The 22,022-nt window shown below is 56.3% G+C and carries 17 protein-coding genes; 10 read left to right on the forward strand and 7 right to left on the reverse strand.

What is annotated here, in order from left to right:
- Positions 1-208: 208 nt before the first annotated feature.
- Complete coding sequence (locus LEP6406_RS27835; RefSeq protein ID WP_008316344.1) at positions 209-1,474, reverse strand: NAD(P)/FAD-dependent oxidoreductase; 1,266 nt, start codon at positions 1,472-1,474, stop codon at positions 209-211.
- A gap of 34 nt (positions 1,475-1,508) precedes the next feature.
- Here LEP6406_RS27835 and LEP6406_RS0212435 point away from each other — a divergent pair, with 34 nt between their 5' ends.
- Both LEP6406_RS0212435 and LEP6406_RS0212440 read left to right on the forward strand, forming a co-directional pair.
- A complete protein-coding gene (locus LEP6406_RS0212435; protein WP_008316346.1) occupies positions 1,509-2,306 on the forward strand; it encodes a 4'-phosphopantetheinyl transferase family protein in 798 nt (265 codons plus the stop codon).
- A 366-nt stretch (positions 2,307-2,672) separates the two neighbouring features.
- Complete coding sequence (locus tag LEP6406_RS0212440; protein ID WP_008316347.1) at positions 2,673-3,848, forward strand: citrate synthase; 1,176 nt, start codon at positions 2,673-2,675, stop codon at positions 3,846-3,848.
- Positions 3,849-4,426: 578 nt separating this feature from the next.
- Here LEP6406_RS0212440 and LEP6406_RS33585 read toward each other — a convergent pair.
- The 5 genes from LEP6406_RS33585 to LEP6406_RS0212460 form a co-directional block, all read right to left on the reverse strand.
- Positions 4,427-4,576 (reverse strand): hypothetical protein, encoded by a 150-nt coding sequence (locus LEP6406_RS33585; RefSeq protein ID WP_008316349.1) that lies wholly within the window; start codon positions 4,574-4,576, stop codon positions 4,427-4,429.
- A 78-nt stretch (positions 4,577-4,654) separates the two neighbouring features.
- Entirely contained in the window at positions 4,655-5,491 is an 837-nt protein-coding gene (locus tag LEP6406_RS0212445; RefSeq protein ID WP_008310922.1) for a Tab2 family RNA-binding protein, read from the reverse strand.
- Positions 5,492-5,506: 15 nt separating this feature from the next.
- Positions 5,507-6,118 (reverse strand): hypothetical protein, encoded by a 612-nt coding sequence (locus tag LEP6406_RS27840; RefSeq protein ID WP_008310924.1) that lies wholly within the window; start codon positions 6,116-6,118, stop codon positions 5,507-5,509.
- A complete protein-coding gene (locus LEP6406_RS0212455) occupies positions 6,115-6,768 on the reverse strand; it encodes a ParA family protein (protein ID WP_008310927.1) in 654 nt (217 codons plus the stop codon). The genes LEP6406_RS27840 and LEP6406_RS0212455 overlap by 4 nt, the downstream gene beginning before the upstream one ends.
- 104 nt (positions 6,769-6,872) lie before the next feature.
- Positions 6,873-7,271 (reverse strand): VanZ family protein, encoded by a 399-nt coding sequence (locus LEP6406_RS0212460; RefSeq protein WP_008310928.1) that lies wholly within the window; start codon positions 7,269-7,271, stop codon positions 6,873-6,875.
- 89 nt (positions 7,272-7,360) lie between these two features.
- Here LEP6406_RS0212460 and LEP6406_RS0212465 point away from each other — a divergent pair, with 89 nt between their 5' ends.
- From LEP6406_RS0212465 to LEP6406_RS0212500, 8 genes are all read left to right on the forward strand, one after another.
- Positions 7,361-9,127, forward strand: coding sequence for an ABC transporter ATP-binding protein (locus LEP6406_RS0212465; protein WP_008310931.1), 1,767 nt, complete (start codon positions 7,361-7,363; stop codon positions 9,125-9,127).
- A gap of 156 nt (positions 9,128-9,283) precedes the next feature.
- Complete coding sequence (gene serA / locus LEP6406_RS0212470) at positions 9,284-10,864, forward strand: phosphoglycerate dehydrogenase (RefSeq protein ID WP_008310933.1); 1,581 nt, start codon at positions 9,284-9,286, stop codon at positions 10,862-10,864.
- A 116-nt stretch (positions 10,865-10,980) separates the two neighbouring features.
- Positions 10,981-11,865, forward strand: coding sequence for a 50S ribosomal protein L11 methyltransferase (gene prmA, locus LEP6406_RS0212475; RefSeq protein ID WP_008310934.1), 885 nt, complete (start codon positions 10,981-10,983; stop codon positions 11,863-11,865).
- Positions 11,866-11,867: 2 nt separating this feature from the next.
- The gene (locus LEP6406_RS27845) at positions 11,868-12,128 is read left to right on the forward strand and encodes a hypothetical protein (protein WP_008310935.1); all 261 of its coding nucleotides are present in this window, start codon (positions 11,868-11,870) and stop codon (positions 12,126-12,128) included.
- A complete protein-coding gene (locus LEP6406_RS0212485) occupies positions 12,106-13,290 on the forward strand; it encodes a homocysteine biosynthesis protein (protein WP_008310936.1) in 1,185 nt (394 codons plus the stop codon). The genes LEP6406_RS27845 and LEP6406_RS0212485 overlap by 23 nt, the downstream gene beginning before the upstream one ends.
- 261 nt (positions 13,291-13,551) lie before the next feature.
- Positions 13,552-15,126 carry a flavin monoamine oxidase family protein gene (locus LEP6406_RS27850; protein WP_008310937.1) on the forward strand — a complete coding sequence of 525 codons (1,575 nt, stop codon included), beginning with the start codon at positions 13,552-13,554 and terminating at the stop codon, positions 15,124-15,126.
- Between the two features lie 62 nt (positions 15,127-15,188).
- Positions 15,189-16,901, forward strand: a complete 1,713-nt coding sequence (locus LEP6406_RS0212495; protein ID WP_008310938.1) for a thiamine pyrophosphate-binding protein — start codon at positions 15,189-15,191, stop codon at positions 16,899-16,901.
- A gap of 368 nt (positions 16,902-17,269) precedes the next feature.
- The gene (locus LEP6406_RS0212500; RefSeq protein ID WP_036030317.1) at positions 17,270-20,617 is read left to right on the forward strand and encodes a response regulator; all 3,348 of its coding nucleotides are present in this window, start codon (positions 17,270-17,272) and stop codon (positions 20,615-20,617) included.
- Positions 20,618-20,840: 223 nt separating this feature from the next.
- Here LEP6406_RS0212500 and LEP6406_RS0212505 read toward each other — a convergent pair whose 3' ends face one another.
- On the reverse strand, positions 20,841-21,986 hold the full coding sequence (locus LEP6406_RS0212505; RefSeq protein ID WP_008310940.1) for a site-2 protease family protein: 1,146 nt from the start codon (positions 21,984-21,986) through the stop codon (positions 20,841-20,843).
- Positions 21,987-22,022: the final 36 nt, after the last annotated feature.

Raw genomic sequence — 22,022 nt, forward strand, 5'->3', positions numbered from 1 at the left:
GCCGGGAAATCCCAAATGGGAACCTCAAAACCCGCCCTACCCAGTACCGGGTAATCCAGGATTGACGTGACCCGTGATCGGGTGTGGAGGTAGAAGCGCGGAAACCGCGCCCAATGCAGGGGGACATGGGGTGATGGGGGGTTGAATTTTGAATTTTGAATTAAATTCCTCCTGCCCTGGCTCTGCCTGGGTACCACGGATGAGTGGGCTACCACCGCCAAAGCCAGCGCCAGATCTGGGATAGGCGAAACCTGGCTACCCGGCCCCGGTGGCTCCAAGTAGGGAGGCGCTGGAGATAGACCACCTGGCGAGTCAGACCCGCAAGGGGACCGTGGAGCACGAGGCCAAAGCTAGACACCAGAGCGTTGCGGTAGCCCAAGGTCATCATGTCCCCTAGGTGCAGATAACGGAAGGGTTTGGGCGATCGCCCCTGGATTGCCGCCAGCAGATTGTGGGCCACGGTGGCGGCGGCTTGGTAAGCAGCTTGGGCCGTTTGGGGGGCAGCGCGATCGCGCTGCCAGCCCATCACCGCTTGGTCCCCCACAACAAAAACTTCGGGGAACTGGGGCAGTTGTAGGGAGCCCTGGGGCAATTGTTGACCCTGATCTGTCTCTGCTACAGGGTCTCCCAGCCAGGGCATGGGCTGGGTTCCCGCCACCCACACCACCAAATCCGTAGGCTGCGCAGTAGGACCATGGGGGGTATCGAGGGTAATGCAGTCGGCCTCAATGGCGACTACCCCCATATTCAGGCAAATCTGAACCCGCCGCCGGTGTAGTGCCTGAATGGCCACCCGTCGTACCCGCTGCGAGAAAGGCTTCAGCAGGCAATCTCCTCGCTCCACCAGTTGCAGATGCCCCCGAGGCCCAAGACGATCCGCCAGCTTACACGCCAACTCCACGCCACTGGGGCCACCCCCGACAATGGTGACTTGAATCGGTGGGGCCGGATTGTGAGTCTGGGCACGGGCTTCCAGATCCGCCAGCCGACTGTCTAGGGCCTGGGCATCCGCCAGGGTGCGAAAGCGGTGGGTATGGTCCGCCAGACCGGGCACAGGCACAGGACGTTCCTGGCTGCCTGTAGCCACCACCAAATAGTCGTAGACCAGGGTTTCCCCCGACGCCAGATCCACAGTGCGGTCGTCTAAATGAAGCTGATCGGCGGTAGTGCGGCAATGGCGGATGGCGGTGCCCTGTAATAGGGTGACGTAGGCGGGGGCGATTTCCCACGGTTTTAGCTCATCCGTCAAGACCTCATAGAGCAGGGGGGTAAAGAGAAAGCGCTCCCTCGGTTCGATCAAGGTAATGTCGCAGGGCTGTCGCCGTCTGCGACACTTTTGAGAGAGGTAGAGGGCGGTGTAGAGCCCACCAAACCCACCCCCCACGATGCAGACCCGAGGTGGATGGGCCACCCCATGGGTACTCTGTGGACTGGTGGTGGCGGGGGACTGCATAGTAACGGGACGCAACATCATAAACTGCTCAAGGCTTTTCTAACCCATTACCCAGATGACTCGCCAGCTTGCACCGCTATCCTCCACTCCCTGGCCCGACCTCAACCCTGGCACAGTTCATCTATGGCAACTTCAGTGTTCCCAAGCCCAGGACCAGATCGAGAACTGGTGGCCCTGGTTAGATGGGGATGAACAACGACGGGCACAGCGGTTTTATCGCGATCGCGATCGCCACACCTTCATCCTCAGCCGAGGGGGCCTGCGGTGGCTGCTGGGGCAGTATCTCCAGCAAGCACCCCAGCACATCACCTTTGGCTATGGGGAATATGGCAAGCCTGAGGTGCTTCCTGCCCTACCCAGGGGAGTGAATTTCCTAACCCATCAAGCCCCGGATTCGCAAGCTCCAGGCTTTAGTCCCCCTGAGAATCTGCAATTCAATCTGGCCCACAGCGGCGATTGGGTCGTCTATGGCATTACCTGGGCCGCAGCAATCGGTGTCGATGTGGAGGTGATCACCCCCCGCAGTCATCTAGAGGGCCTGATTGACTGCTGCCTGACCCCGAGGGAACAGACCCATCTGGCGGCGGACCCCATTTTGCGCCTGAGTCAGTTTTTCGACTATTGGACGGTGAAGGAGGCTCACCTGAAGGCCACGGGTCATGGGCTTCGCTATGCCATGACCCAGGTGGAGGTGGATTGGCAGCGTCCTCCCCGACTGGTGCAGACGGCGGATTCCCAGCGGGTTTGGCAGATCGACACCTGGAGTCCCGCCCCTGGGGTGGCGGCGGCGGTGTGTGTGGCGGGGGTGGTTGACGAGATCGCTCTAGGAGTTCTTCCTGCCGTTACGGCATAATGGGGGCGCGACACATGCGATCGCACTCCTGTATTTGGCCCAACTCAAGGGGACCCCAGGGAAGGGTAGGGAGCTGAGGGGAGTGGGTGAATCCTGTCAAAAGACCGTTGAGATGTGCAAACCGCACAGTTTATGAAACAACGGGTTTGCTATTGAATGGAGACAATATCTCGGAATTTACTGTTCTGGAGCCACGGGCAAAGGTTCTGTTAGGGGCGATCCAGTCCCTGACCAAAACTATAGCGATAGAGATCTCGCCCTACCACCACGGGCGACCCGTTTACCAGGGAGTACGAGCCCGCTAGGAGCCCTGCTGGCAGTAGCGCTGGGATGTTGTGAGGAAGTGTATTTGGGAGCAAAGCGACGATGACCGTCTGTGAATACAAACCAGGGCTGGAGGGCATTCCTGCCACCCAATCCGCTATCAGTCATGTGGATGGCCAGCTTGGCATCCTAGAGTACCGAGGGATTCGGGTTGAGGATTTGGCCCAATACAGCACCTTCCTGGAAACCGCCTATCTGCTGATCTGGGGGGGGTTGCCCAACCAGAACGAGTTGGACCACTTTCAGTACGAGATTCGCAACCATCGCCGTCTTAAATACCGCATTCGGGACATGATGAAGTGCTTCCCCGAGGGTGGCCATCCTATGGATGCACTCCAAGCCTGTGCAGCAGCCCTGGGTCTGTTCTATTCCAAACGAGCCCTAGACAACCCGGCCTATATTCAGAATGCTGTAGTGCGGCTGTTGGCGAAAATTCCTACCATGGTGGCGGCCTTTCAGCTCATGCGGAAGGGGAATGATCCGGTTCAGCCCCGCGATGATTTAGACTATGCAGGCAATTTTCTCTACATGCTGAATGAGCGGGAGCCCGATCCTCTAGCGGCCCGCATCTTTGATATTTGTCTGACGCTCCATGCAGAGCACACCATCAATGCCTCCACCTTCTCGGCAATGGTGACCGCTTCTACCCTGACGGACCCCTACGCGGTGGTAGCGTCAGCAGTGGGCACCCTCGCTGGTCCCCTCCATGGCGGAGCCAATGAGGAGGTGATCAATATGCTGGAGGAGATTGGAACCGTCGAAAATGTGCGGCCTTACATCGATCGCTGCATTCAGGAAAAGCATCGGATCATGGGTTTTGGTCACCGCGTTTACAAGGTGAAGGATCCCCGTGCCACAATCTTGCAGAAGCTAGCGGAGCAGCTCTTTGAGAAGTTTGGCGGAGATGAGTACTACGCCATTGCCCTAGAGCTGGAGCATGTGGTGACAGAGCGTCTGGGCGGGAAAGGGGTCTATCCCAACGTGGATTTCTACTCGGGACTGGTGTATCGCAAGTTGGGCATCCCTACGGATCTGTTTACACCCGTATTTGCGATCGCACGGGTGGCTGGCTGGCTGGCCCACTGGAAGGAGCAACTGGGAGAAAACCGCATCTTCCGCCCCACCCAGATCTATACAGGTTCCCATAACCAGTCCTATATTCCCATGGCCGATCGCCTGCAAATCTGGGATAAGCAGCCCCTCGCCGGTCGGGTATAACCGGAGTGACGGGTCCGACCCCTCTTGTCACTTGGGGGCTCCGTGGAGATACTGTCTCCAGTGACGATTTTCAGGAACTCCAGTCCCTCCAGCCAGCGCTGGGGGGTCTTTTTTTGCCATACCTTTGCCGTCCTTATCTCCATTTCCAATTGGTGCATTGCTTCGCGTGGGCGAAGCCGCGCCTTAGCGCTATGCACCCTACGATGATCAACGATTCCGGTACTTTATTTAGACGCACGTCCCTAAGTGGGTCGGCGGAATCTTTCGTAGTGGTTTGACACAGCTAAAACTGTGCTTTAGAAATTCCAGCGAATTCCTTGTTAGTGGGCAAAGCCTACCCTAAGTAATGCACTACTGTAGCTGTGTCGATCCAGTAGGATGCGTTAGGCTCTGCCGTAACGCATCAAAGGCTTGCCCAGCATGGGTTACGCTGCGCTAACCCATACTACGGTGGTCTTACAGTTAATCCGTCCAGTTAATCCGTCCCATCTACTGAGTGCCGGTTGGTATCAATGAAGCCAGCCAATAGGTGGATACAAAAAAACGATGCTGTCCGTCAAAATTTCCCTGACGGAACACTAGTACAGGGTGGAAATCAGCCCAACATTTTCCGGTCCCCTCGCCCCTTGGGAGAGGGCTAGGGTGAGGGGCCGAGTGTGCCACGATAGAACGGCCAGGGTATTTCCGCCGCAGAGTACTAGTGGGTCATTCGGAATGAATATAGCCATTCTTGAACGCTCCTAAAGCTTGTGGTAGCAGTGGCTTGGGTCAGCAAGTTAATGGCCACGTTCAAAGCAAATGACCCACTAGCTGCGGAGGAGCCAGAGTCCGGTGTAGGTGATGCCGGAGTCGTCGGGACGCACGAGGAGAAAGTGGAGTCCCTGGGCCTGAAGCTGACGTTCTCCAAAGGTGCGGGCAGCGGCCTGAACTTGCGGATCCTCAAAGGTGGTGAGCACCCAGCGATCGCAAAGTCCCGCCTCCAGAATTAACCCTGCTGGATTCCCCACCATGGGGTTGAGGGCAACAGGATCTTGAGCAGCAAGCCACTGGGCTAGAGCTAGGGCACGTCGCCCCCCATCAATGATCACACCAGGGATGGGAATGGTGCTGGCGAGGCCCATCTGGAGGGGAAGCCAGTCCAGCGGCAGGGACTGGATGGGAATGGGTTCCTGGGTCAGCTCCTCTTGAAAATCGGCGGCGGACAAAGCGCCAAAGCGCCATTGCTCTCCCCAGAGGGATTCGGGCACTGGTACCGGAGCGGGGCGATCTACCGCGAGGGGATCGTAGGGGGCTCCGCTATAGGTGGGCAGGGTAGGATACCAGCGCGATCGCGTGACCAACCATTGCTTCAACGTGGGGGTCTGGCGGGTGGGGATCACTGCTATCCCCAGGGGGGGTGCCGCTGCTTGCAGTAGAGCTACAGCGGGGGGGCGAAAAGCGCAAATTTCGTCGGGGGGGATGCCTGCTTTCGCGATCGCAGTTTTGAGTTGGCCCTGGAGCCAGTCCACCGTAGCCTCAGGCTGAGACACCATCGCACCATAGGTAAAGTCAAAAGCGCGATCGCAGATCAACAATTCCCATAGGGGCGTTCCCTGCCCATCCTCACAGGGGCGTCGGTAAAAATCAACTTCCCACCGGGTCATGGCTGGCTTAAGTCCCTAATCGACCCAGCCGATGTCATCATCGGACAACATGCTGTTTTGGGACTTAGTCGGTTCTCCCCGCTGGATGGCGTACTCGGGAATCCCCTTAGCCATTGCCCGCCGAGACACCGACGGCATTCTCACCGTGAGGGGGGCACGTTCCGAGGGCGCTGAAGATGGGGCAGGGGTGACCGCAGGGACAGGGGCTGGCGGCGGCGGCGCAGCGGGCGTCTCCGTCATTCTCACAATCACCTGCTTAGCCTCTGCCAACTCCGAAGCTACCTTCGTCAATTGAGCATCCTTGGCTTGAACGGCCTGCTCCGCCTTTTCCAAACTCTCCTTCAACTCAAAAAGACGACCCTGCTGGGTTTCCAGATCGCCCTGGAGTGCCTGCACCTGGGTTTGGAGTTCAGTTGCCCCCGTCTCCGCCGCTGCTAGGGCCGTGGTCAATTCCGCGACCTGCTGTTCTAGATCAGCCTTAGTTGGCCCTCGACGAGAGGTGCGGGCCGGAGTAGCAGGAACGGATTCACTGACCTCCGTTGAGGATTCACTAGCCTCCGTTGGATCTGGGGCAGGCGTCGCAGCAGCCTCCTCACGCAGCAAATCCGACAGATTTTTCTTGCTCATAGAACGCTCCAATCTTGCTGGACTTCTGCCGCGACCTGACGATAATCGGCCTGGGCACCTCGGGCACTAGCCCCTTGCCGCTGGGTAATGGGAACCCCCTCAAGGACTGCCCGCTCGTGGGCCTTGTAGGCTCGAATCACCCCTTTGCACGTGGGAATGTTCAAGCTGGCCAAGGTGAGTTGGGCCTCGTGCGCCTCCTGCAACCGTCGAGAATCCACCCGCGTCAGCACCACACGATGGGCAATGGCGGCGGGCTGTACGGCAGTCTTAATCGTATGGATCAGGGCCGTTAAATCCATGGGCGCAGGCGGCGTCGGCAACAATAAATAGTTTGCCACGGGGATCACCGCCGCGAGACTTTCGGAGTCAAGGGCCGGGGGCGTATCTACCACAATCACCCCATAGGTCGTCACTGTCTTCAGTTTGCCGAGCAGGGCAGCATCTGTCTCTTGGGTGACATCAAACGTCATGGGCTGGCCACTGCGTCCCACCCACCACGAGGCAGACCCCTGGGGATCGGCGTCCACCAGCAGCACCGGAACCGTTTCCGCAAAAATTGCCGCCAGGTTAACGGCGGTGGTGGTTTTGCCCACGCCGCCCTTGCCATTGAGCACGGCGAGGATATGGGGGGAGGAAGCAGTTTTGGCCAAGGAACTGGCTCCTGATCCTGAACAGTTCTTAGCAGCGTAGCGGGAAAAGGATCCTCTCCGTCGGTTATTCCCTGCAATTTTCCGTCCCTACGGATAGAACTGCTCTACCGTCGCCGCTGCCGCTCTGCTAGCCATGTTCCCAGAACAATACCGCCAAAGCTACAGATCAAATCCCCCATATCCAAGGTCCGATAGGGGGAAAGGACTTGGATGACCTCCTCGACGAGGGTGAACAGACCAAACAGTAGGGCAAATAGGGGTAGGGTCCATCCCCGAACAGAAAAATGGCGATACCGCAAGATGCGATGGCCCAGGTAGGCTGCGATCCCATACAACACACCATGGCCGATTTTGTCGGAATAGGGGATGAGGCCCAACTGGGGCGGGATGGAATTGGTATAGGCCAACGCCATAATGGTTAGGAATATGGCAAGGTAAAGCAGTGAAATGCCCACCAGTTGCCATCTTTTACCGTTGGAAACCTCGGTCTTCATCGGCTTCATAGGCCCAATCGCCCCTCCAAGGATCGTCTTCTGCCATGGCTTCATGGCCTAGGGCTTAGATTTCGCCAAGGATCTCGGAACCCTCAACCATGCCCCCCGCCCATCCACTCAAGCGCCTCCTCCACTACAGCCGTCCCCACCGCCGTCAGGTGCGGCTAGCAAGCCTTTGCTCAGTGCTGAACAAGCTCTTTGATCTAGCCCCGCCAGCCCTCATTGGTCTCGCGGTGGATGTGGTGGTGGAGCAGCAGGATTCCCTCATTGCCCGTTGGGGGTTTGAAAGCATTCGCACCCAGTTCATCATCCTGTCCTTGCTCACGGTAGTGGTTTGGGGGCTGGAGTCCGCCTTTGAGTATGCCTACGAGGTGCTGTGGCGCAACCTGGCCCAAACCATCCAGCGAGATCTGCGGGTAGATGCCTATACCCATTTGCAGGACTTGGAACTGGCCTACTTTGAGGATCGCAGCACCGGGCGGTTAATGGCGGTGCTAAATGACGACATTAACCAGCTTGAGCGCTTCCTAGACCAGGGAGCCAATGAGGTGCTCCAGGTGATCACGACGGTGATCCTGATTGGCGGCGCATTTTTCGTGATGGCTCCCCAGGTGGCCTGGATGGCGATGTTGCCCATGCCCTTCATCGTCTGGGGCGCGATCGCATTTCAAAAACTCCTAACCCCCTACTACGCCGACGTACGAGAACGGGTGAGCCTGCTCAACAGCCGCCTGTCTAACAACCTGTCGGGAATGCTCACCATCAAGAGCTTCACCGCCGAACCCTACGAAATTGAACGCATTCGCCAGGAAAGCAATGCCTATCGCCTCAGCAATCGTAGGGCGATCACCCGCAGTGCCGCCTTCATTCCTCTGATTCGGATCTTGATCCTGCTGGGCTTCACCGCTACCCTCATCTACGGAGGACTCCTGACGGTGGAAGGGCGGCTAGCCGTCGGCACCTATAGCGTCCTGGTGTTCCTGACCCAGCGACTGCTCTGGCCCCTGACCCGCCTAGGGGAAACCCTGGATCAGTATCAGCGGGCCATGGCCTCCACAAATCGGGTCATGGGTTTATTGGACACCCCCATCACCCTCCATCCCGGTCAGCAAAGGCTACCCGTCAGTAACGTTCAGGGAGATATCCGCTTTGAAGATGTCTCCTTTGCCTACCCCGATCGACAGCCCGTCGTCACCCACCTGACCCTCAAGGTGCCTGCCGGAGGAACCGTAGCCATTGTTGGCTCCACCGGATCCGGCAAGAGCACCCTGGTGAAACTGCTGCTGCGGTTTTACGAGGTGAACCAGGGGCGCATTACCCTGGACGGGATGGATATCCGGGAATTGAATCCCCAGGATCTGCGGCGGGCCGTGGGGTTAGTCAGTCAAGACGTATTCCTGTTCCACGGCACCGTGGCGGAAAATATCGCCTACGGAACCTTCTCGGCGACGGCGGCACAGATTCAGCGGGCGGCAACCCTGGCAGAGGCCCATGAGTTCATCGAGCATCTACCCCAGGGCTATGACACCATCGTCGGGGAACGGGGACAAAAGCTTTCTGGCGGTCAGCGCCAACGGCTCGCGATCGCACGAGCATTGTTAAAAGATCCCCCCATTCTGGTACTAGATGAAGCCACCTCAGCAGTGGATAACGAGACAGAGGCGGCCATTCAACGCTCCCTCGACAAGATCACCCAAAACCGCACCACCATTGCCATCGCCCACCGTCTCTCCACCATTCGCAATGCCGACTGCATCTATGTCATGGAACAGGGGCAACTGGTGGAATGGGGCACCCATGAGGAGCTATTGGAACGGGGAGAACTCTATGCCAGCCTCTGGCGCGTTCAAATGGGGCTGAAGTAGGGCAGCGATCCCCGAGGCTGGCAGTGTTCTGGCTCCCCCTTTGCAGTAGAATGGCACCGACACAACTCCTAGATCCCCTTTGTGCTGTTGTTTCAACCAAGTTGTTTCAACCCAATGGATTTAGGGGTTCTTTTTAATGAATGCCGCTGCTGCACCATGCCCAAGGTTCTCGTCTCTGACCCCGTCGATCAAGCCGGTCTGGATATTCTCTCCCAGGTGGCCCACGTAGACGTGCAGACCAAGCTCTCCCCTGAGGAGTTGGTCAAAATCATTCCCGACTACGATGCGCTGATGATCCGCTCGGGGACCCAGGTCACCAAGGAAGTCATCGATGCGGGCAAGCTCCTCAAAATTATTGGTCGGGCTGGCGTCGGCGTAGACAACGTTGATGTTCCCACCGCCACCCGCAAAGGCATTGTGGTGGTCAACTCCCCCGAGGGCAACACCATCGCCGCCGCCGAACATGCCCTGGCGATGATGTTGGCCCTTTCCCGCCATATTCCCGCCGCCGATCAGTCCATTAAAGCCAGCCAGTGGGATCGCAAATCCTTTACCGGAGTCGAGGTTTATAAGAAAACCCTGGGCGTTGTAGGGCTGGGTAAAATTGGAGCCCACGTCGCCACCGTGGCACGGGCCATGGGCATGAAACTTTTAGCCTACGATCCCTTCATTTCCTCCGAGCGGGCTGACCAGTTGGGCTGTCGTCTCGTGGACCTAGATCTACTGCTACGGGAGGCAGACTACATCACCCTGCATCTGCCCAAGACCCCAGAGACGACAAACATTATTAACGAAAAGACCCTGGCCACCATGAAGCCCACGGCGCGCATCATCAACTGCGCTCGGGGAGGCATCATCGACGAAGCGGCGCTGGCGGAGGCGGTCAGCGCTGGCAAGATTGCCGGGGCCGCTCTAGATGTCTATGCCCAAGAACCCTTGGGAGAATCTCCCCTGCGGGATTTGGGACGAGCCGTGGTGCTCACGCCCCACCTGGGGGCCTCCACGGAGGAAGCCCAGGTGAATGTGGCCATCGACGTGGCGGAGCAAATCCGTGATGTCTTGCTGGGGTTACCCGCCCGCTCCGCCGTGAACATCCCCGGACTGCGGGCCGATGTAATGGAGCAGATGCGGCCCTACCTGCAATTGGCGGAGACCCTGGGCAACCTGGTGGGGCAATTGGCGGGGGGTCGGGTAGAGTCCCTGAATGTGCAAATGCGAGGAGAACTGGCCCAGAATGACAGCCAACCCGTGGTGATTGCTGCCCTGAAGGGTCTCCTATCCCACGCTCTCCAAGAGCGGGTAAACTATGTCAACGCCAGCATTGAGGCCAAGGAGCGGGGCATCCACGTCATTGAAACCCGCGATACAACGGTGAAAGATTACACTGGCTCCCTGAGTCTGTCGGCCAAGGGTTCCCTCGGGGAGCACGCCGTGACGGGGGTGCTGTTGGGGGGCAGTGAAATCCGGATTACAGATATTAATGAGTTCCCCATTAATGTCCCCCCAACACGCAATATGCTCTTTACCCTGCACCGGGATATGCCCGGTATTATTGGCAAAATTGGCTCTCTGTTGGGAAGCTTCAATGTCAACATCGCCAGTATGCAGGTGGGCCGCAAGATCGTGCGGGGAGATGCGGTAATGGTGCTGAGCATCGATGATCCCCTGCCGGAGGGTATTCTATCGGAGATTACCAAGGTACCCGGCATTCGGGATGCCTATACGGTGAGTCTTTAGGCGCGTCTTGAGGATTAGCCTTTGTCTAGGAGCTGCACTGTAGGGTAAAGGGTGAAGGGAATATTCCCCACCCCCTATCAGCCCAATCCCTTTCCATACCCCTATAGAGGAACCTTTTGGTTAAGAATTGGTGGGAAATTCAGGTCATTTGTGATCCAACGCTAGAAGATCTGGTCTTCTGGCGTTTGGACGCTATGGGCAGTCATGGCACTTCTAGTCAGCGAAAATCGGCCCATCGTTTGGTGCAAGCCTATTTTCCCCAGACCGCCTTTGAACTGCTGGATTTAGCCGCGATCGCACTTTTACTCAAGCAAGATGCCCTCTGCGTTTCCCTACCCCTACCCAAAACCACCTGGCAACTGATCGACGAAGAGGATTGGTCCAAGAGTTGGAAGGACCACTGGCATCCCCAACCCGTGGGAGATATGTTTCTGATCAATCCGGCCTGGCTACCGACCCCCGAGACCGACCGCAAGGTATTGCGACTCGACCCTGGAGCCGCCTTTGGGACGGGCACCCACGCCACCACCCAACTTTGTCTAGAGTCCTTAGAAATGCGCCTGAGTGGAAATGGGGATGCCGTTGTGGCCGATGTGGGTTGCGGCTCTGGCATCCTCTCCATCGGGGCGTTGCTGCTGGGGGCGAAACGGGCTTACGCCGTGGATACCGATTCCCTGGCGGTGCAGGCCACCGCTGACAATCGAGCCTTAAATGGCATCAGCCCCGATCGCCTCTCGGTGCAATTGGGTAGTTTGGACTGTCTGATTGCTGATCTCACGGAACCCGTAGATGGCATCCTCTGCAATATTTTGGCGGAGGTGATCCTGGATCTCATTCCCCAATTCGGGGAAATCTGTAAACCCCAGACCTGGGGTATCTTCAGCGGTATTTTGCTGGACCAGTCCAAGTTGGTGGCAGATACCCTGGAGCAGCACGGTTGGGTAGTGGCCACCCTATGGCGACGCCAGGAGTGGTGCTGCCTCAATATTCGACGGTCCTGACTATGACCCCACAGTCTCAATCGACAGCAGAATTGGCATCGGCACCGGGATTGGGCCAATGGGCTTTTGGCCTCAAGGTGCTGGTGGGTTCGGGGATAATTGCGATCGCAATTAAAACCCTGGGTCCCCTGCTGCCCCTTCCCGCCACTTCCCCTGTCAGCCTCGCCCTAGTACTCACCCCCAGCTTGGTTCTGGGGGCCGTGCTAAGCTGGCGACTTTGGATCGCTGCCCCCGCCAACCATGCGCACCCTAGACGAGATTAACGACAAAATCCGCCGTCATCAGGTGGTGGTAGACACCGCCGAAGCCTTCAAGCTCCGCACCGCCGAGGTGGGTGTTGCCCCAGCCTGCAAAGCCGTGGACGTGGTGACAACAGGCACCTTTGAGCCCATGGAATCCTCCGGGGCCATCCTTAACCTGGGCCACACGGACCCACCGATCAAAATTCGAGAATGCCGCCTAGATGGGGTACTCGCCTACGCCGGATTTGGGGCAGTGGATCTGTACCTCGGGGCCAGCCAACCCGCAGAGGTGATCAATCCAGGGGATGCCGAAGCATTGCGAGAGCGGGGCGGCGGCCATGTGATCGCGGACTTGGTAGCGGGGAAACCCGTCCACCTCCAGGCTATTGGTCAGGTGACGGACTGCTATCCTCGGGCTGCCTTTGAAACCACCATCACCCAAGACACGATTAACCAGTTCTATCTGTTTAATCCCCGTAATCTCTACCAAAACTTCATTGTGGGGGTGAATGGCGGCGATCGTCCCCTTGCCACCTACCTGGGTCCCCTCCAGCCCAATCTGGGCAACGCGGTCTACGCCAACCCCGGAGCTCTATCCCCCCTGCTGAACGATCCGGACCTAGCTGCCATCGGCGTCGGCACCCGCATCTTCCTAGGGGGTGGTGTTGGCTATGTGGCCTGGGAAGGCACCCAGCATTTCCCCCTGCAAAAGCGCCTGCCCAACCATACCCCCATTGGCCCCGCCGCCACCGTCGCCCTCATTGGTGACGCCAAGGGGATGGCGGCGAAATGGGTTCGGGGCTGCTACTTCCGGGGCTACGGCCCCTCTCTCATGCTGGGGGTGGGGGTGCCGATTCCCCTCTTGAATGAGGAAATTGCCGCCCACTGTGCTGTGCGGGACGAAGACCTAGTGGCTCCCGTGATGGACTTTGCCATCCCCCGCCGGGTACGCCCCACCTTTGGCTTGGTCACCTATGCCCAGCTCAAATCGGGCCAGATTACCCTCAGCGGCCAACCCGTCCGCACTGCCCCCTTGGCCAGCCTCTACTTTGCTCGCCAAGTAGCCACAGAGCTAGCGGAGTGGATCACCGCTGGCAAGTTTGAACTCACCGCCCCAGTGGCTCAACTTCCCCGCGATCGCCCTTTTCTACCCCAGGATGCCTGGAGTCCCCAAACCCGATAAGTAGGTGGATACAAATAAACGATGCTGTAGGGTGCTCTTAGGCGTTGGCGCAGCCTGAGCTTTGCTCATAGCCGTAACGCACTATTTCCGCTAAGCTGGATTATTCATAACCCTATGCCGATGACTTAGCCCATATCGATTTTTCTTGGTTCTCGGTGTCCTTCTAACGGCCAGAGAACTTCCCACTGTTGTGAGAAACACATTTTAAAATTCCTGTAGCCTCGACTTGTTAAACACGCTGTCTAGAATTAAGCACATCTTATGACTGAAGTCATTCACTATGCAATCGTTGGCGGTGGCGTGAGCGGTGCTTACTGTGCTTGGCGACTCAAGCAAGCCTACCCCGATCAAAATATCGTGTTATTTGAGTATAGCGATCGCATTGGGGGTCGCTTATTCACCCGCCAGCTCCCCGGAATTACCGACATTAATGCCGAGCTGGGAGGTATGCGCTACCTGCCCAGCGAACACAAAATTGTGCATCAACTAGTTACCCAACTGGGACTCAAGTCCCATCCTTTTCCCATGGGTTCTCCTGAGGATCCCAGCGGTCAAAAAAACTACGCCTATCTCCAGGGGAAAAACCTCTTCGTGGGTGATTTCAATAATTCCAATAAAGTCCCCTATAACCTAGCCTGGTCAGAGCAAAATAAAACGCCCGATGAAATTCAGAGCATGGTGATGCGGCTGCTCGTGCCTAACTGGCAGGAACTCAGCTTCGATGATTGGTTTGAGGTCGAAGTGTTTGGGATGCCGCTCTGGAAACATGGCTTTTGGAACTTGCTTTATCGCGTCCTCACCCCCCAAGCCTTTCAATTTCTCAAATATGGCAGTGGCTACGACACCAATGTATCTAATGGCAATGCGGTGACCCTACTGCCCACTGGGGGCGACTACAGTTCCACGAATCAATATGTGACCCTCGATGAGGGTATGGAGGCGCTACCTAGAGCCCTCGCCGATGAATTTGTTGATACCTATCACGGGCGTATTTTTAGGAACTATCGCCTTGCCAGTATCCAGCGTCAGGAAGATCGAAACTATCGGCTGCAATTCTTTGAAACCCAAACGATCGCGAGCAAAACCCAAGATGTCACCCCTGCCCTGGGGCACGAACTGGTGGCAGAGCAGGTCATCCTCGCGATGCCCCGCCGCTCCCTAGAACTGATTGATTGGGACTGCTGGCAGCAGGATGATTTTCTCAGGGAAAATCTGTCCTCTGTGCTGATTCAGGGGGCACTGAAGTTTTTCTTGGCCTATGACTATGCTTGGTGGCAAGAATTGGGACTAGTTGCCGGACGCTCCATTACAGACTTGCCCATCCGCCAGACCTACTACTTTACGACACCAAAACCCCAAAATTGCAGTAGTGTCCCCCACCAAAAAGCGCTGTTAATGGCATCCTATAACGACATTGAGTCCATTCCCTTTTGGAAGGGTTTAGAAAATGGCGAGTCTTTCCCTGGCCCGGAAGGGAGTTGTGCCAGTGTCTTAATGGTGGAAGAAATCCAGCGACAAATCCTCGAACTGCATAATTTGCGGGAAACGCCAAAACCCTACGCCGCTGCCTATCACGATTGGAGTGAAGATCCCATCGGAGCTGGGTGGCATTCGTGGAAAGCGGGTTTCAAGTACAACGAAATTATGCCGAAAATGCGCCACCCCGTATCCAGTGAAAGGGTCTACATTTGTGGGGAGGCTTACTCTGCGGATCAGGGCTGGGCAGAGGGTGCTTTGGAAACAGCGGAACTCTTGCTCAAGGAAGATCTTCAGGTGCCCGACCATCCCACCACGGAGGCATGGTGTCCCAACTATTTACGGCGACTTTCCTATTAGGTCGATGGGCGCAAATTAATCATCATTGCATCACAATCGAATCACGATAGGTAGTCACCTCCATGGCAGAAACGGATTCCCCAAATGTGGCTTTTTTCATGCTGAATGCGCTGTACCAAGAGGGCATTCAGCATATTTTTCTAGTGCCGGGGGCGATGATCGATCCCTTTCTTTCGGAATATGAGAAGGCGGGTATCACGGCCATTGTGGCGGCGCAGGAGGGGGGCGCAGCTTACATGGCGGATGGCTATGGTCGCGCCCGCCAGGGGTTTGGGGTGTGTATGGGAATCGGGGGGCCGGGGGTTACGAACATGGTGACGGCACTGTCTGCGGCCTATGCCGATCGCACGGCTATTTTGGCGATCGCGGGGACGATTCCCTTTACCTGGGAGGGGCAAGGCACCTTCCAAGATTCCAGCCCTACGGGCATTGACGACCATGACGTGCTGCGATCGATGACGGTCTTTTCAGAGGAAATTCCCGATGTAGATCACGTAGATCCCTTTCTGAAAAAAGCCCTGCGGGCCATGGGGGGATTTGAAAACCGTCCGGCCTTTTTATCCGTTTACCTCGACTTGCAGAAGGCGACCCTCACCACGCCCTATGAACCTCTGCATCTGCAACCGCCTGCCCGCATCCTCGACTCTGTCAGCGTCCAGTCGGTGCCTGAAGTTCTGGCAACGGCGACCCGGATTGTCATTTTGGCGGGCAATGGCAGTGTGCGATCGCGCGCCCAGGCAGATATCGAACACTTTGCCAGTGCCTACGATATTCCCGTGGTCACCACCCTGCGGGCCAAGGGCGCGATCCCCGAAGATCATCCCCTGAGCTGTGGGGTCTTTGGCCTGGGCGGGAGCCTCTGGGCCAACCGCGTGGTGATGGGCGATGCCACCTTGGGCATCCCCAAGGCTGAGGTGCTGCTGGTGCTGGGAGCCACCCTCAACGAAAACAACACCCATGGCTGGATGCCGGACTTCGTACCCGAAAAGGGGATCGTGCGGGTTGATATCAACCCCAACAATGTGCTGGGGCGGGAATATGCAGAATCCCTGGTGGTCGGAGATGTGCAGACCTTTTTGCACTGGCTTCAGACCCATGCAGATCGCTACCACTGTGCCCTTTCCGCTTCCCAGGGCGATCGCCAGCAATGGCTCGCCACTATTCGCCAGACCCCTTACTACGACACCGAGGCCGATCGCCAATCGAACCAGGTGCCCCTGAACCCAGCGCGGGTGATTGCCGACCTGCGCCGCGCTGCACCGCGCCAGAGCGTTTTGGTCGTGGACTCCGGTGCCCACACCTTCTTTACCGGACACCACTGGACAAGCTATGCCCCCAATGAGTTTTTGTTTCTCTCCAATACGGGGCCGATGGGCTACGGTGTCGCGATGGGCATTGGGGCTAAACTGGCGAGACCACACCAGCCCTGCGTCTGCGTGGTGGGCGATGGCAGTCTCCTGATGCACGGCATGGAGATCCACACGGCGGTGCGATATCAAATTCCTTTGGTGATTGTGGTGATCAACAACAGCGCCCTAGGCAATGTCTACCTCAGAGCCCGCAACGAGGGGCCAGCGGCGATCGCCCTCTCAGAAATCCCCACCCAAAACTGGGCCAACTTTGCCCGCAGCCTGGGTGCCGTAGCCGCCGTGGTCGAATCCCCCGATCAACTGATGCCAGCCTTTGATCAGGCATTTGCCGCGCAGCAGCCGTTCTTGGTCGATGTGCGCTGCGATCGCGACTGCAACACCCCCAATACCCAAGAGGCTTTTTAGGGCAAAGACTGGTATCAAGTCCGTGAGCTCAGGGGGTGTCAGCCGCTTGAGTCAGATCTCTTGGGAGGAGATGAAGGTTGTCTGTTTAAATCCTGAAATAACCCGCAGCCGTAGGATAGTAATCAAATGCGATGCCTCAGGGTCAGAAAACTCCCCGCGTTTTTGGCGCGTTAACCCAGCCCTTGGGAAGGGCAAACTAGAGGATAAAGTTTTGAGGACTATCGTTGCGGTGAGTTGGGTATTGCCAAAGCAAAGCCCGCGATCGCTGTGTCCACTGCTCCAATTCTCCCCCATACCGACTCTGATCATCCGCGTCAGGTGCCCGTTCCCCCATCCTCAACTCCCTGTGAGACCCTGTAATGCAGCCCATGCCCATAGCTAGGAAAAAGATTCCGTTAAGGACTGTACTTATTGTTCCTTTTGTAGTGCAAACCTTAGCAGCGGTGGGGCTGGTGGGGGTGTTGTCTTTCCGGAATGGTCAAAAGGCCGTCAATGACCTCGCCAATCAGCTTCTGACAGAAGTCAATTTACGCATTGAGCAACAGGTTGGCCAATATTTAGACAAACCAAGGGATTTACAAACCCTGAATCTCCGTGCCATCCAAATTGGCACACTCGATCTCACCTCTGAGAACTTCGATGCGATCGCCAACCTCTTTTGGAATCAGGCCCAAACCTTCGACCTGACCTACATTGGATTTGCCAATACTCAACGGGAATATATCGGTGCCGGCTACTACGAAGGACAGCCCGATATTGCGAAAACCGTTGCCCCAGATGTCGATACAATCACCTATTTCAGCCCGGATGAATTGGGTCGGCCTACCAATGAAATCGCGACCCAAAAAAGAGAAACCGTTGTCACCACAGAACCCTGGTACCGCATACCCGCTGAAGCGGGAGAGACCGTCTGGACGGGGGTCACAAGTTGGGACACCGAGCCCGATCAAATTTCCATTGATCTCTCTACGCCAATTTATGACAGCAACAATCAACTCCAAGGAGTTTTAGCCTATACGATTTCGCTGTCCTCCCTGAATGATTTTCTGCGTCGGATCAACATTGGAGAAAATGGCGAAGCGTTCATTATGGAGCGATCGGGTAAGTTAGTTGCCACCTCCAGCACTCAGCCCGCCTATCAGATCATTGACGGCACAGCAGAGCAAATTGCCGCTAGCGCTAGCACCGAGCCTTTGATTCGATCCACAACCAGTTTTCTGGTGGAAAAATTTAACGGATTGCAAAATATTCAAGGCATCGAAAGTCTCAGCTTTCGCCAAGATGGGGAAACAAAATTTCTGCTGATTGTTCCCTACAGGGATGATTTTGGGTTGGACTGGCTGATCGTCACCGTGATCCCAGAACGGGACTTTATGGCGCAGATTCACGCCAATACCCAACGCACGATTTTCCTCTGTGCGGCGGCGCTCATTCTGGCCATTGGCGTGGGCATTTACAGCGCCCGTTGGATTACTCGCCCCATTCTCAAGGTTTCCCAGGCGTCTGAGGCGATCGCCTCAGGCAAACTCGATCAGCATGTGGAGTCGAGCCGAATTCGGGAAATCGAAGTCCTGGTTCACGCCTTCAACAGCATGGCGCAGCAACTGAAGGCATCCTTCGCCACCCTGGAGCATCAGAACGAAGAACTGAAGCATTTGGATCAGCTCAAGGATGAATTTCTCGCCAATACCTCCCACGAACTCCGCACCCCCCTGAACGGCATCATTGGCATCGCCGAGTCCTTGATCGATGGTGCTACCGGGGAATTGCCCCCCGGCACCCAGGCCAATTTAGGGCTGATTGCCTCTAGCGGGCGGCGGTTATCGAGCTTGGTCAACGATCTGCTCGACTTTTCTAAACTCAGGCACAAAAGCCTGTTTCTGCAACTCCGGCCCGTAGACTTGCGATCGCTGGTGGATGTGGTGTTGACCCTCAGTCAGCCCTTGGTTGCCACAAAAGATCTCCAGCTCTTGAATCGCATCCCCACGGACTTACCCCTGGTGAGCGCAGATGAAAACCGCCTGCAACAAATTCTTCATAACCTCATTGGTAATGCGATTAAATTTACCCAAACAGGAACGGTGGAGGTTTTTGCCGCGACCCAAGCCACCGAGGGCGACGTCCAAGCAATTGTGCAAGTCACCGTGGCCGATACGGGCATTGGCATTCCTGAGGATAAATTTGACAAGATTTTTGAATCCTTTGAACAGGTGGCAGGCTCCAGCGCTCGGGAATATGGCGGCACTGGGTTGGGCTTGGCGGTCACTAAGCAGTTAGTGGAGCTGCATGGTGGGGTTGTGGGGGTTCAGTCAAAGCTGGGGGAGGGATCCCAATTTACATTTACCCTGCCGACCTATCGCGGCGATGCCGACTCTAAAAAGCATGTCTCGATATTGCAAGGGGGGCAGGATTTACAAACCCTGTATCTCACCCCTGCCGATGAAATGGTCCAAGCATTGCCTATCCCCTCAAGCAATGGCGCACAGATTAAGGTGCTCATTGTCGATGATGAGCCTATTAATCGCCAGGTATTAATTAATAATTTATCGCTATACAACTACGCTATTACGGAAGCTAGTAATGGGCAAGAAGCCCTGAAAATTATTGATGAGGGTTTTCTCCCAGATTTGATTCTGCTGGACGTAATGATGCCTCGCATGACCGGGTATGAAGTCTGCAAGAAAATTCGCGATCGCTTCCCTTCCTATGAATTACCGATTGTCATGCTGACGGCAAAAAATCAGGTGGCAGATATTGTTGAGGGTTTTGAATCGGGAGCGAATGATTATCTCTGTAAGCCCATTCAAAAGCAGGAAATGCTGGCGCGGATTAAAACTCACCTGTATCTCACCAAGCTCACCCTTGCCTATGAGCGATTTGTGCCCCATAACTTCCTCGGCTTTTTGGGTAAAGAGAGTATTATTGATGTCCAACTTGGGGATCAAGTGCAGAAAGAGATGACCATCATCTTTTCGGACATTCGCTCCTTTTCTAAGCTTTCAGAAAATATGTCTCCCCAGGAGACTTTTAACTTTATCAACTCTTACCTGAGCCACGTCAGTCCGCTGATTCGTCAGCACCACGGCTTTATTGATAAATACATTGGCGATGCCATTATGGCACTATTTCCTGAATCAGCGAATGATGCCCTACAGGCTGCGATCGCGATGCAGTATGAGGTGGCTCAATACAATCAACACCTTCAGAGCCAAGGCTATCTTCCCCTAGTGATCGGCATTGGCATCCATACGGGGTGGTTAATGCTGGGAACCATTGGCGAATCGGAACGGATGGAAACCACCGTCATCGCTGATGCGGTCAACTTGGCAGCCCGTTTAGAGGAACTCACTAAGTTATATAAGGCTGGAATTTTAGTGAGTGGGCACACCCTTTCCCAACTCAGTGACCTGCAAGACTACCACTATCGCTTCTTGGATCGGGTTCGGGTTCGGGGGCGCAGCCAAGCAGTTTCTGTATACGAAGTCTACAACGCAGAAATCGATTCATCTAACTTTTTGAAAACCCATACCCGTCCACAATTTGAACAAGCCATTACTGCCTACAGCAGCCAAAGCTTTACTGAAGCCAGACTGATGTTTGAAAAAGTCGTAGCAGAAAATCCTGACGACCAAGCCGCACTCCTTTACATCAAGCGCTGCCAACAGTATCAGCAGTATGGGGTGCCAGAAGATTGGGAAGGGGTGACGAATTTTTAGGGCTAGGAGTGGTGTGCCTACAGGTGTCCAGTAGAGGCACTAACGGTCAATTAGGCTGCATTTTCATCCCTCCCAGCCTCTTGGCAAGTCGCCACCGCTGTATCGAGATCAGCAGCAGACGCATTGTTCAGACTCAAGATCCGGCTAATGAAAACGCCGCCGATTCCTGGGAATCGGCGGCGTTCAGAATGATTGAGCCTGATGGTGTGTGAACAGGCGCGGCCTAACTCGCGGCGGCTTGAACCGACTGCACGGGCTGGGCAGATTTCTGAAGTAGATCGCGGATGGATCCCTTCTCTAGCAGGCCCAGCAGGGAGCCATTGTCTCGCACCACCGCTAGAGCGGAAAGCTTCTGCTGCTCTAGCATTTCCACTACCGCCAGCAGCGACTGATGGGCAGGCACCGTCACGAGGTCGCCCGGAGTGATCATTACGTCTCCCACCGAGGTTTCGGCCCAGAACTCGCGGTTAATGTCTTGGAGTCGATCCACTGGCAAGGTGCCCACGAGCCGACCCTCGTCATCTACGACGAGGAACCGCCGCCAGGGATTTTGACCCGCTAACACGAGATCATCGGCAAAGGCGCGCAGGGATACATCCGCCGCCACGATGGGACTGTTAACTGCGATCGCATCTGCTGCCGTCAGATCATTCAGCGCCGCCTGCACCGTCGCCGACTGAGCCGAGCGGTTAGCATTTTGCAAGAGGAACCAGCCCACCAGCAGCGTCCATACACTACCAAAGGTGGTCAGCCCCAGCAGGGACGCAACACCGAGGCTCACCCCGAGCCAGCCGATCAACTGACCTGCTCGACTGGCAAAGGCCAACCCTTTGTAGGGATCCCCCGTCACCTGCCATACCAGCGCCTTCAACACATTGCCCCCATCCAGAGGCAGACCGGGCAGTAGGTTAAAGAGGGCTAGCGCCAGGTTAATGTAGGCCAGCAACCCCACCACAGCGGCAACAGCACCGCTCAAGGGCAACACGGCCCCAGCGGTAAAGAGGGCCACAAATAGGGCCAGACTCACCGCTGGACCTGCGATCGCAACTGCAAAAGCTCCCTTGGGCGTATCGGACTCTTTTTCCAGCGCCGCTAAGCCCCCGAACAAAAATAGGGTGATGGAATTCACCCCCACGCCCTGGCTCAACGCCACAAAGCTGTGCCCCAATTCATGGGCCAGCACCGACGCAAATAACAGTAGCGCTGCGGTCAACCCCAGCAGCCAGGGGGTGAGACCGGGCAGCGCGGGAAAGCCCTGGGCTAAGCCGCTGCCATAGTTCCAGGTCATCAAAGCCAATACTAGGAACCAGGAGAAATTCACATAGAAGGGAATTCCAAACAGGTTGCCCACCCGTAAATTGCCGTTCATATGGGGCACCTCATACTTTCGCTAATTGTTTCAATT

Origin of the sequence: Leptolyngbya sp. PCC 6406, assembly GCF_000332095.2 — a bacterium.
Classification (GTDB): Bacteria; Cyanobacteriota; Cyanobacteriia; order Phormidesmidales; family Phormidesmidaceae; genus PCC-6406.